The 12,090-nt window shown below is 66.2% G+C and carries 9 protein-coding genes; 5 read left to right on the top strand and 4 right to left on the bottom strand.

Annotation, left to right across the window (positions count from 1 at the left end; translation table 11 throughout):
• Positions 1-5 precede the first annotated feature (5 nt).
• Together EO139_RS05565 and EO139_RS05560 are read right to left on the bottom strand one after the other, a co-directional pair.
• Positions 6-1,691, bottom strand: a complete 1,686-nt coding sequence (locus tag EO139_RS05565; protein WP_126969636.1) for an alpha-L-fucosidase — start codon at positions 1,689-1,691, stop codon at positions 6-8.
• Between the two features lie 209 nt (positions 1,692-1,900).
• Positions 1,901-4,579, bottom strand: a complete 2,679-nt coding sequence (locus EO139_RS05560) for a TonB-dependent receptor (protein ID WP_115677701.1) — start codon at positions 4,577-4,579, stop codon at positions 1,901-1,903.
• 716 nt (positions 4,580-5,295) lie between these two features.
• On the opposite strand from EO139_RS05560, the gene EO139_RS05555 reads away from it, so the two are divergent.
• Positions 5,296-6,294: a glucokinase family protein gene (locus tag EO139_RS05555; RefSeq protein ID WP_181116100.1), complete on the top strand. Its 999-nt coding sequence runs from the start codon at positions 5,296-5,298 to the stop codon at positions 6,292-6,294.
• A 624-nt stretch (positions 6,295-6,918) separates the two neighbouring features.
• Here EO139_RS05555 and EO139_RS05550 read toward each other — a convergent pair.
• Entirely contained in the window at positions 6,919-7,653 is a 735-nt protein-coding gene (locus EO139_RS05550; protein ID WP_126969634.1) for a 16S rRNA (uracil(1498)-N(3))-methyltransferase, read from the bottom strand.
• Entirely contained in the window at positions 7,644-9,062 is a 1,419-nt protein-coding gene (bioA, locus tag EO139_RS05545) for an adenosylmethionine--8-amino-7-oxononanoate transaminase (RefSeq protein ID WP_126969632.1), read from the bottom strand. Before bioA ends, EO139_RS05550 begins: the two co-directional genes overlap by 10 nt.
• A gap of 41 nt (positions 9,063-9,103) precedes the next feature.
• Here bioA and nudE point away from each other — a divergent pair, with 41 nt between their 5' ends.
• The 4 genes from nudE (at position 9,104) to EO139_RS05525 (ending at position 11,915) form a co-directional block, all read left to right on the top strand.
• On the top strand, positions 9,104-9,652 hold the full coding sequence (gene nudE, locus EO139_RS05540; RefSeq protein WP_164739160.1) for an ADP compounds hydrolase NudE: 549 nt from the start codon (positions 9,104-9,106) through the stop codon (positions 9,650-9,652).
• Positions 9,649-10,449 (top strand): 3'(2'),5'-bisphosphate nucleotidase CysQ, encoded by an 801-nt coding sequence (gene cysQ / locus EO139_RS05535; protein WP_104582985.1) that lies wholly within the window; start codon positions 9,649-9,651, stop codon positions 10,447-10,449. The genes nudE and cysQ overlap by 4 nt, the downstream gene beginning before the upstream one ends.
• Before the next feature lie 174 nt (positions 10,450-10,623).
• Entirely contained in the window at positions 10,624-11,583 is a 960-nt protein-coding gene (gene mazG, locus EO139_RS05530; protein WP_343132547.1) for a nucleoside triphosphate pyrophosphohydrolase, read from the top strand.
• Positions 11,580-11,915: a YnfA family protein gene (locus tag EO139_RS05525; RefSeq protein WP_104648201.1), complete on the top strand. Its 336-nt coding sequence runs from the start codon at positions 11,580-11,582 to the stop codon at positions 11,913-11,915. The genes mazG and EO139_RS05525 overlap by 4 nt, the downstream gene beginning before the upstream one ends.
• The last annotated feature ends 175 nt before the right edge of the window (positions 11,916-12,090 follow it).

Raw genomic sequence — 12,090 nt, 5'->3', positions numbered from 1 at the left:
ATCCGTCAGGGAGTGGAGGAAGAAGAAAGATCGATGCGGAACACGTACGCGCTCTCGCCGACCGGCTTGGCCGGCAATTTCAAGTGCAGGCCGTCGGCGCGTTGTTCGAACGGTATTTTTTTGCCGTTGGCCAGCAGCGTCACGCCGCGCACGCCATCGGCCGGCGTGAGCGAGCGGATCACCGCCTGACCACCGGCCGGCCAGCCGAGCTCGATCGCATACAGCGCGCCATCACGTGTGGTGAAGCGGAAATCTTCGGCGGTGTAGGGCTTGGTCTTGACGTCCTGGAAGGTGCCGCCAACCACTTCGGTCGGGCCTTCGCCGTACACGCGCCACGGCTTGCTGTCGTAGATCGCGCCGCCGTTGGTCTTGAGCCACTTGCCGATCGCCAGCAGGATGCCGCGCTCGGTATCGGGGATCGAGCCATCGGCCCGCGGGCCGATGTTGAGCATCAGGTTGCCGTTCTTGGCCACCACGTCGGCCAGCATGTGGATGATGAAGGTCGGCGACTTGTAGGTGTCGTTCTCGATGTAGCCCCACGACGCATTGCTGACCGAGGTATCGGTCTGCCAGTGGGTGGGATGGATGCCGGTGAGCTGGCCGCGCTCGATGTCCAGCGTGCCGGCGCCTTCCGGGAAGGCGCCGAGCTTGTAGTTCACCACCACGCCGCGATCGGCCTCGGTGCGTGCCGCGCCCTGGTTGTAGTAATAGGCCAGCATGGTCGGCAGGCTGCTGCGGAAGGTGGGGTGGGCAATCCACCAGTCGAAATAGATCAGGTCCGGCTGATAGGTATCGATCAGCTCGGTGGTGCGCGCCAGCCAGTCATCCAGCCAGGCCTGCGACACCGGCGTCCAGTCGTTGGCCACATCGGCATCGTCCTTGCCCGGCAGGCGTACCTGCGCCGGGCCGTACAGCGCGGCATAGCGCGGGTCGTTGACGTCCGAGTCGAAGGTGCGCCCGCCGTCGAAGAACCAGTTGTGCTCGGCGCGGTGCGAGGACAGGCCGAAGTGCAGCCCCTGCGCGCGGATCGACCTGGACAACTCGCCCAGCAGATCGCGTTTTGGCCCCATCTTGACCGCGGTCCAGTCCGACAACCTGGAGTCGTACAGCGCAAAGCCGTCATGGTGCTCGGCCACCGGCACCACATAGCGGGCGCCGGAGTCACGGAACAGCTTGGCCCAGCCATTGGGGTCGAACTTGGGCGCGGTGAACTTTGGAATCAGATCCTTGTAGCCGGAGCTCGCCTGCGGCCCGTAGGTCGCCACGTGATGGGCGAACTCCTTTGAGCCTTGCAGATACATGTTGCGCGAATACCACTCGCTGCCGAACGCCGGCACCGAGAACACGCCCCAATGAATGAAGATGCCGAACTTGGCATTGTCGTACCACGCCGGCGATTGATAGGCCTTCAGTGCCGCCCAGTCGGGGCGGAACGGGCCTTTGCGCGCGCCCTGTTCGGCTTCGCGTACCAGCCGTTCGCGTTCGGGTGCGTACTTGGCGGTGGCATTGAGCCACTGCTGGTCGATCTGTTCCGGGCTGAGCGTGGTGGCGGTCGGCGCGGTGGGCGATTGCGCGTGCAACGACAGCACCGGGCAGGCCACCAGCAGAGCGAGCGCGAGCGCACGACTCCTGGGTACAGCTCCGGCGTGGCGGCGGGATGGAGCCGCAAACACGCGGCTATCGGTCGTCATGGGAACTGCACTCCTGTTGAGCAAGACGCGCCGGCAGTGCTGCAGCCGTGCGTGGATGGCAAAAGCGGGACTGGCCATGCTCCCTCAGCGGCGAAGGGGCGTGGCCAGTACCACTGTTTGGTGCATGCAACGACCTGCCGCCGCAGCGCGCAGGGCAAGTCCAAAAAAAGCGCGCCACCGTGGAGGGGCGGTGGCGCGCCGGTGCTACATCAGAACTTGAAGTTCAGCTGGGCCTGATAACCGCGGCCGTTCTTGTAGAACGCCGTGGGGGTATCGCGGGTGTTGCTGAAGACCCGGTAGGTGGAATCGAGCAGGTTGGTCGCGCCGAAGGTGATGCCCATGTAATCGGTGATCTGGTACGAGGCATTCAGATCCAGCTGCTTGTAGGCATCGGCGAAGTCACGCGATTCCAGCCGGCCGATCTGGGTGAAGTACTTGGAGCGATAGCTGTAGTTCACGCGTACCGTCCAGTCGCCATGTTCCCAGTACGGGATCACATTGTAGGTGTCGCGCGACAGGTAGGGCAGGTTCAAGCCCGAGCTGGAATCGGATTCGGCGAACGTGTAGTTCGCCTGCAGGCCAAAGCCCAGACCGAAAGTCTGCTGGTAGTTGACCGACACGCCCTTGACCTTGGCATCGGACACATTGACCGGCGTGGTGACCTGATACAGACCGGCAATGGCCGGGGGGGCCGGATTCAGCTGCTGGGAAGTGGTGGTGCTGACGATGTAGGAGCTGATGTCGCGGTAGAACACTTCACCGGACAACATGCTGGACGGAGCGAAATACCACTCGGCTGCCAGATCGTAGTTGGTGGATTCGTACGGCTTCAGATCCGGGTTGCCGCCGTTGGCGGTCAGGTCACCGGTACCGCTGTTGATGGTGAAGGTGCCGGCCAGATCGGCGTAGCGCGGACGTGCGATGACCTTGGCCGCCGAGAAGCGCAGCACGGTGTCGTCGGTGATGTCGTAGGCGATGTTGAAGCTCGGCAGTGCCTTGCGATAGTCGTTGGTCTCGGCGACACGGTCGAAGTTGGTGCCGCCGTCGTTGCTCTGCCAGAACTCGGACTTGTCGGTGGTGTCGACCAGGCGCACGCCGACGTTACCGCGCCACTGGCCGGACTCGAAGTTCAACTGCGTATAGACGTTCTGGGTGATTTCCTTGACCTGGAACGAGGCACCGAAATCGGTGCGGTACGGACCCTGCGGCTGCGACAACAGATAGTTGCGCACGGCATTGAGGCTGGCGGTCGGCCAGGTGGTCAGGTCGCCGCTGGCGCCCAGGCCGTCGTACAGGCTGCTGGGCGTGCTGCCCGGGTTGAACTGTGTCAGCGAGACCGCGTCGGTGGAGTTGATGCGGTTGCCGCGCGCGTCCACGCCATTGTTGTGGTTGATGTACTTATAGCCGAACTGCAGCTTGGTGAACGGGCCCCACTCAAGGTCGCGCGAGGCGTCCCACTGGAAGTACTTTTCCTCGTCCTTGCTCTTCTGGTACGCGATACCGCCGGCTTGCATGATGCCGGTGTTGGTGCCGGGGATGTTCCCCTGCTGGCCCGGTGCCAGGCCTGCGGGATTACCCGGCAACACCCAGTTCGAGGCGCCGCCGTTGTCGTAGTTCACCGCGGTGTTCTGGCCGTCGAAGGCGTAGTTGTAGCCGCCGTCCTGCATCAGGAACTTCATCAGGTATTCGGGGTTCTTGCCACCTGTGGCCTGCGTGCTGCCGACCTGGCTGGTGAACACCCACTTCTCGCCGGACCAGTCGTGGCGCAGGTTCAGGCTCTTGGTGGTGACGGTGCTTTCGCGATAGTTCGCATCCAGCTGCGCGTACGGTTGCCCGGCGGCGCCATCGCTGACCGTGGCCGAGGTCACTACGCCGTTTTCCACGTTGGCGCTGGTGATCTTCTGGCGGTCGTCATTACATGCCGGGCACACATACCGCGCCTGGCTGAAGTTGTTGTACTTGCCCTTGATGTACAGGCCGGTCAGGTTGAACTCGTTCTGCTCATTGGGCTTCCACTGCAACGCACCCTGCAGGCCGCTGCGTTCGCGGGTCTGCTGGAAGAACGCGCTGCTGATGCCGGCCGGCACGCGGGCGGTGGCCACATCGCTGCCGTCGCCGGTGATGGTGGCGCTGGCCGGAATGCCTTCGCCGGTGGTGTAGCCGAAGTATTCGATACCGGCGCGCGCCAGGTCCTGCTTGTCATGCGTGGCGGAGATCAACGCGCCGAAGGTCTCGTCGTCGTTCTTCCAGCTCCACAGCGCCGAGCCGCGCGGATTGCCTTCTTCCGAACGGTCGTTGTAGTTGTAGCCGACCGAGCCGCGGATGGTGTTCTTGGGCAGGTCCAGCGGCTTGCGGGTGTGCACGATCACGGTGCCGCCGATCGAGCCTTCGTCGATGCGCGCTTCCGGGGTCTTGTAGACCTCCATCAGGCCGATGATTTCCGGCGACAGCAGGGTGTAGTTGAAGGTACGGCCGCTGGTGTCGGTCGGGTTGCCGCCCCAGTCGCCAGAGGCGATGGTCTGGCCATTGAGCAGCACGCGGTTCAAGGCCGGGTCGGTGCCGTTGATGCTGACCTTCTCGCCTTCGCCGAACTGGCGATCGACGCTGATGCCCGGCAGGTGAGACAGCGATTCGGCAGCGTTGATGTCCGGGAACTTGCCGATGTCTTCGGCGCTGATCGCATCGACGATCGAGTTGGCCGAGCGCTTGACCGACTGGCTCTTCTCCAGCGATGCGCGGTAGCCGGTGACGGTGATGGTGTCCAGCTCAGTGGTCGCCGACGGTGTGGCGGCAGGAGCCTGTTGGTCTTGTCCGGCAGCCATTGCAGAGCCGGAGCAGTACAGAGCGGCGGTGATACAGAGTGCTAACGTCGTGGTGCGGCTGTGCATGGCTAAACCTCGTTGGTTAGTGCTGTGAGCGCGCCGCCTCTGGAAGGCGTCACGCGCTCGGCGTGGCCGGCAAAACAACACGCCCTGACCGATCGCGGTGACCGCACTGGCGCGCGCCATGAGAGGCGGGTCCAGGTGATTCGCGTGGTAGAGGAGGTGTCCCCCGTGTGGTGAAGCGGTGGAGCGGATGCGACTTCAGCGAGCGAACATCGGGTGATGTCCCACTCACGAATCTGGAATGCGCCGACGAGGGAGTCGCCCGTTCTTGAGTACCGAACAGTCCATGGCCCCTCCTGCCAGAACCCCGATTTGGATCGAGTCTCGCGTAGCGTTGACAGCGTTGTCAACACATCGTCACAGATCTCTGAAGCTGCTGCGATTGCGCTGCAATGCAGCATTTCCCGGCGATGCCGCGCAGGGTGCCGCCGCGACCGCGCGGCGCACCAATGATGTGCCTGCGGTGCGATCGGCTGTTTCTATGGGGAATGGCGCACAGCCCGATACGTCGTCTCGATTTGTGCTGAAATCGTTGCCCGGGGTGCGGATTTTCAGTGGATGATGAAATTGGCGGCATCCTGTTCAAATCCTGATCGCCACGGTTGCGTTACAAGGCGATTACTGACAACGTTGTCTATCCGTGACCGTTCGTCGGATAACGGAAGATGACGCCAGCCCGCGACCACTTATCAGGAGAATGCGTGAGCGCAAGCAGTCCAATGGAAGCGGTGGCCTTTCCACGCCCCGAAACCTTCGTTGCCGCAGACGTTGGCGGGACGCATGTACGCCTGGCGCTGGTGTGCGAAGGCGTCGATCCACGCCAACCGGTCACGGTGCTGGACTATCGCAAGTACCGATGCGCCGATTATCCGGGCCTGGCCGAGATCATGGCCGCGTTCTTTGCGGAGCTGGGCTGCGCACCGGTGATGCGCGGCGTCATCGCCAGTGCCGGTTATGCGCTGGAAGACGGCAGCGTGATCACCGCCAATTTGCCGTGGGTACTGTCGCCGGAGCAGATCCGTCGCCAGCTCGGCATGCAGGCGTTGCATCTGGTCAACGATTTCGAAGCGGTGGCGCATGCGGCCAACTACATGGCCGGCAATCAGGTCATGCAGTTGTCCGGCCCGCCGCAGGGCGCGCCGGGTCCGGCGCTGATACTCGGCCCCGGCACCGGCCTGGGCGCGGCGTTGTGGATTCCCAATGGCGCCAACCCGGTGGTGTTGCCGACCGAGGCCGGCCACGCCGCGCTTGCGGCAGCCAGCGATCTGGAAGTGGCCCTGCTGCAGGAGCTGCGTCGCACGCGCACGCACGTGGCCACCGAGCATCTGCTGTCCGGCCCGGGCCTGTTGAATCTCTACACCGCCCTGGCCGCGCTGCGTGGCGTGCCGGTGGTGCACGCCAGCCCGGCCGACGTCACCGCCGCGGCACTGGCTGGCGAGGACATGCTGGCACGCGACGCGCTACAGGCGTTTTGCGGCTTCATGGGGAGCGTGGTCGGCGACATGATGTTGCTCTACGGCGTGCGCAGCGGCGTCTATCTGGCGGGTGGCTTCCTGCCGCAGATCGCCGCGTTCGTGGCCGCAAGCGATTTCGTCGCACGTCTGCTCGACAAGGGTCCATTGCGTCCGGCGCTGGAGCAGGTGCCGGTCAGCATCGTCGAGCACGGCCAGCTCGGTGTGATCGGCGCGGCCAGCTGGTTCCTGCAGCACGGCCGCTGAGTCCTGCGCATCGCCGGGTGCAGCAAGCCGGCTGCACCGAACCGATCATTCCGCATTCCCGTAGGAGCGCGCCCGGGCGCGACGAAGCGTGCCAGATAACGCCCCGTCGCGCCCAGGTGCGCTCCTACGAGTCAACGGGGGTGCCGGACCGGCACGCGGTGGACGGGCCTTCAAGACAAGCACGCAGTGGAGGCGGCAATGTCGATAGACTCCGCATTCCCGTAGGAGCGCACCCGGGCGCGACGAAGCGTGCCCGATAACGCCCCGTCGCGCCCAGGTGCGCTCCTACGAGTCAACGGGGGTGCCGGGCCGACACGCGGTGGACGGGGCCTTCAAGACAAGCACGCAGTGGAGGCGGCAATGTCGATCGACTCCGCATTCCCGTAGGCGCGCACCCGGGCGCGACGAGGCGCGCCCGATAACGCCCCGTCGCGCCCAGGTGCGCTCCTACGAGTCAACGGGGTGACCGGACCGGCACGCGGTGGACGGGCCTTCAAGACAAGCACGCAGTGGAGGCGGCAATGTCGATCGACTCCGCATTCCCGTAGGAGCGCACCCGGGCGCGACGAGGCGTGCCCGATAACGCCCGGTCGCGCCCGGGTGCGCTCCTACGACGACACCGCGCTATAGATCCCCGAACCGCGACTGCAGCGCCGCAATCGCCGCCAGCCCCGCCGTTTCGGTGCGCAAGATGCGCGGTCCCAGTTGCAGGCCGCTGAAACCGGCCTCGGCGAGGGTCGTGCGATCGCGCGGCGACCAGCCGCCTTCCGGGCCGATCGCCACGATTACGTGCGGTTGCGTGCCCAGCACCAGGCTGCCCAGGCGATGCTCGCCGTGCGGGTCCAGCGTCAGCCGTAGCGCCTGCGGGTCGCTGGCCTGGGCCGCCTCCTGCAGGCCGTGCGGCGCCGCGATCGTGGGAATGCGTGCACGTCCGGATTGTTCGCAGGCCGACACCACCACGCTGCGCCAATGCGCCAGGCGTTTTTCCATGCGCGCCGGGTCCAGCTTGACCTCGGTGCGCTCGGCGTTGACCGGCACCACCGCCGTCACCCCCAGCTCGGTGGCCTTCTGCAGGATCAGGTCCATCTTCTCGCCGCGCGCGATGCCCTGGATCAGGGTGATCGACAACGGCGATTCGTTGCACAGCGGCTCGACCCGGTCCACCACTGCGCGCGCCTCGCGTTTGCCGGCCAGGGTGATGCGCGCGTGGTAGTCGCTGCCGTCGCCGTTGAACAGAACGCAGGCATCGCCCTCGCGCAGCCGCAGCACGCGCAGCAGGTGATTGGCCGAGGCTTCCGGCAGCGTCAGTTCCTGGTCGCAGTGCAGCGGCAGTGCCACATGGGAACGGGTCAGGCGCATGCAACGGCCTCCTCGATGGCGTGGCGGGTGGTCGCCGCCAACAGCGCAAGTTGCGCGTCGTCCACGCAGTACGGCGGCATCCAGTACAGCACGTCGCCGAGTGGGCGCAGCACCACGCCCTTGTCCAGTGCGGCGCGATAGGCCTTCAGGCCTACCCGTGCCGCAGACGGGAACGGCGTGCGCTTGTCGCCGCCCTGCGTGAGCTCGAAGGCCACGATCATGCCGGCCTGGCGCACGTCCGCCACCGCGGGGTGTTCGCCGATCTGCGCCGCAAGCGCGCTCATGTGCGCGGCGGTGCGCTGGTTGCGTGCAATCACGTCGTCGTCTGCAAAGATCTGCAGGGTCGCCAACGCGGCCGCGCACGCCAGTGGATTGCCGGTGTAGCTATGCGAATGCAGGAACGCGCGCTCGCGCGAGTCGTCCAGGAATGCATCGTACAACTGCTGCGTGGCCAGTACCGCCGACAACGGCAGGAATCCGCCGGTCAGTCCCTTGGACAGGCACAACAGGTCGGGCATGATTCCGGCCTGTTCGCAGGCGAACAGGCTGCCGGTGCGGCCGAAGCCGGTGGCGATCTCGTCGGCGATCAGGAACGCGCCATGCGCGTCGCACAGTTCGCGCGCACGGCGCAGGTAGGCCGGGTGATACATGCGCATGCCGCCTGCGCACTGCACGCGCGGCTCCAGGATCAGCGCGCAGATTTCGCCGGGCGATTGTTCGAACACCGCCTGCAACGCATCGGCCGCCTGCAGTGCGTAGTCTTCCGCGCTCTGTCCGGGCTCGGCCAAGTAGGCATCGGGCGAGGGCGCAAAGATCGACTCCAGCAGCAACGGCGCATACACGCGCCGATACAGCGGAATGTCGCCGACCGACAGCGCGCCGATGGTCTCGCCGTGGTAGCCGTTTTCCAGCGCGACGAAACGCGTGCGGCGGTGCTCGCCGCGGTTATGGAAGTAGTGGAAGGCCATCTTCAAGGCCACTTCCACGCCGGCCGAACCATTGTCGGCATAGAACACCTTGGACAACGGCGCGCGGCCGGCCTGGCGCGGCGCGATCGCCAACAGGCGCTCGGCCAGCTGCACGGCGGGCGCATGGGTGAAGCCCGCCAGCATCACCTGCTCCAGTTCGCCAGCCTGGCGCGCGATGGCCGCGCCGATGCGCGGCTCGCTATGGCCGAACAGGTTGGTCCACCAACTGCTGACCGCGTCCAGGTAGTGGCGACCGTCGTGGCCGATCAGCCACGCACCATCGCCACGCGCGATCGGCACCAGTGGCAGTGTGTGCGGGTGTTCGCGCATCTGCGTGCAGGGGTGCCACAGCACCTGAAGATCGCGTTGTCGCCAATGTTCGTCAGCTTGGGAGGCTGCCGGGTCTGCTAGGATTTCGGGTTCATGAACATGTCGATGCATACGCCTATTCTATCGGTCGGCTCCGCCGCTGCGTGCTGCGCATGAGCCCGCGCCTGCCGACCATCCACAAGATCACCGATCTGGGTGACGGGCCGTTCCGTCGCCAGCAGCTGGATCTGGAGTTCTCCAACGGCGAGCGTCGCCTCTACGAGCGCCAACTCAGCCAGGGCCATGGCGCGGTGGTGGTGGTGCCGATGCTGGATGCCCAGACCGTGTTGCTGGTGCGCGAGTACGCCGCCGGCGTGCATCGCTACGAGCTGGGCCTGGTCAAGGGCCGCATCGATGCCGGCGAAACGCCGGAGCAGGCCGCCGACCGCGAACTCAAGGAAGAAGCCGGCTACGGCGCGCGCCAGGTGCAGGTGTTGCGCGCAATGACGCTCGCTCCTACTTATATGAGTCACCAATCCTGGTTGGTGCTGGCGCGCGACCTCTATCCCGAGCGCCTGGTCGGCGACGAGCCGGAAGAGATGGAAGTGGTGCCCTGGCCGATCGCCCGTCTGGACGACTTGATGCTGCGCGACGATTTTTCCGAAGGCCGCTCGCTGGCCGCCTTGTTCATTGCGCGCGAGTGGCTGGAGCGCAACCCATGATCCGCATCCCGATGGAACTGCGCGAAACCGTGATCGCCATTGCCCGCGAGGCGGGGGCGGCGATCATGGATGTCTATGCGCAGGATTTCGCGGTGGAGCTCAAGGACGACGCCAGCCCGTTGACCCAGGCCGACCTGGCCGCCAATCGTGTCATCGTCGACGGCTTGCGCCGGGTCACCCCGGACGTGCCGGTGCTGTCGGAAGAATCCGCGCACGTGGCCTGGGAAGACCGGCAGTTCTGGACCAGTTACTGGCTGGTCGATCCGCTCGACGGTACCCGCGAGTTCGTCAAGCGCAACGGCGAGTTCAGCGTCAACATCGCACTGATCCACATGGGTGCGCCGGTGCTCGGCGTGGTGCAGGCGCCGGTCGATGGCCGGGTCTGGTATGCCGCCCGGGGCGAGAATGCCTACCGCCGCGATGGCGATCGCGACGAGATGCTGCATACGCGCACGCCGGCGGCCACGCCGCTGCGGGTCGCCGCCAGTCGCTCGCATCGCGACGCGCGCACCGCCGCCGCGCTGGAGCGCATGGGCCAGATCGACGTGGTCGCGCAAGGGTCGTCGTTGAAGTTCTGCCGCATCGCCGAGGGCGACCTGGACGTGTATCCGCGCTTCGGCCCCACCTCCGAGTGGGACACCGCGGCCGGCCAGTGCGTGCTGCATGCCGCCGGCGGTGTGCTGCTGGCCGGCGGCACCGGCAAACCGTTCCGTTACAACCGCCGCGACACCTTGCTCAATGGCGATTTCATCGCGCTGGGCGATCCCAATCTGCCGTGGCGCAGCTGGCTGGTGTGAGCAGCGCTGGCGGCCTGCGCGCTCGCCGGATGGCTCCGGTGGCGGCGCGTAGTGCCGACGCCGCCATGTCCGGCGCAGTGCTTCCCCATCGCCTGCCATCAGCTGCTACGGCACGTGCCGGCGGCATCGCCTTGGCACGCCACTCAGCTGCACCACACCTATCAGGAAGACACCATGTCCGAGTCCCCGCCGACCGGCGACATCCAGCGCTTGCTGCAACTGATGGCGCGTCTGCGCGATTCTGAGCATGGCTGCCCGTGGGATGTGGAGCAGACCTTCGCCAGCATCGCCCCGTACACCATCGAGGAAGCCTACGAAGTCGCCGACGCCATCGACCGTAACGACCTTGCGGGTCTGCGCGACGAGTTGGGCGACCTGCTGCTGCAAGTGGTCTTCCATTCGCAGATGGCCGCCGAGCAGGGCGCATTCGGATTCGCCGAGGTGGTCGCCACGCTCAGCGACAAGCTGGTGCGCCGCCATCCGCATGTCTTCGCCGAGCAGAGCGCCGACGACGCGCAGGCGGTGAGCGCCAACTGGGAGCAGATCAAGCGTGCCGAACGTCGCGCAGCGGGCCATCAGGACGACTCCGCACTCGCCGGCATCGCACGCGGCCTGCCGGAGTGGCAGCGCTCCACCAAGCTGCAATCGCGCGCGGCGCGGGTCGGCTTCGATTGGCCCGGCCCGGCACCGGTGCTGGAAAAATTGCAGGAAGAAATCGAAGAGCTGCGCGTGGAGTTCGCCCGTGGTCCGGTCGCCGACAACCAGGCACGGCTGGAAGACGAACTCGGCGATGTGTTGTTCGTCTGCGCCAACCTGGCGCGCCATGCCAAGGTCGACGTGGGGGCGGCGCTGCGGCATGCCAATCTCAAGTTCGAGCGCCGCTTCCGCGCCATGGAGGCGCAGGCACAGGCGGATGGCACCGCGCTGGCCGCGCTATCGCTGCACGAGCAGGAAGCGCTGTGGCAACAGGTCAAGCGCGGCGAGCGCGGCAGCGCTCCATCCACTCCCGACCAACCGGGCGCCGCGACGCCTGTCACTGCCACGCCGGTGCGCAGCGATCGGGCACCCGACATCTCGGCGCAGCAACAGGCCGATGTCGACACGCAGGGCCTGGACAGGTCAGGCCGCGCGTGAATTTCGCACCGACCACGCTGCTGCTGTTCGCCGCCACCGCGGTGGCGGAGCTGGTCGGTTGCTACCTTCCTTATCTGTGGCTGCGCAAAGGCGGCAGCATCTGGTTGCTGCTGCCGACGGCATTGAGCCTGGCTATCTTCGTCTGGTTGTTGAGCCTGCATCCCGATGCCAGCGGGCGGGTGTACGCCGCCTATGGCGGGGTCTATATCGCCAGCGCACTGCTGTGGCTGTGGTGGGTGGACGGAGTGACGCCGACGCGTTGGGATCTGCTGGGCGCCGCCTGCTGCCTGCTTGGCATGGCGATCATCATGTTCTCGCCGCGCAGCGCCTGAGCGCGCACGCGCGCCGGCGTCTGCGCGGCGCAAACCACGGCTGCCTGCTCGGTGCGGTGGGACGCAATGAAGACCAGGTGCCCGGGGCGGCGAGCCACCGCGGCACTTGCGTGGCCGCGACCGTAGACGCCGACGGTCGCGCGCGACGGACAGGCGGGCAGGCGGACAACTGCTT

The sequence above is a fragment of the Xanthomonas sp. BRIP62411 genome, assembly GCF_003993525.1.
GTDB classification, from domain to species: domain Bacteria; phylum Pseudomonadota; class Gammaproteobacteria; order Xanthomonadales; family Xanthomonadaceae; genus Xanthomonas; species Xanthomonas euroxanthea.
The sequence above is the reverse complement of the archived record's forward strand: the minus strand, read 5'-3'. Positions and strand labels throughout refer to the sequence as shown.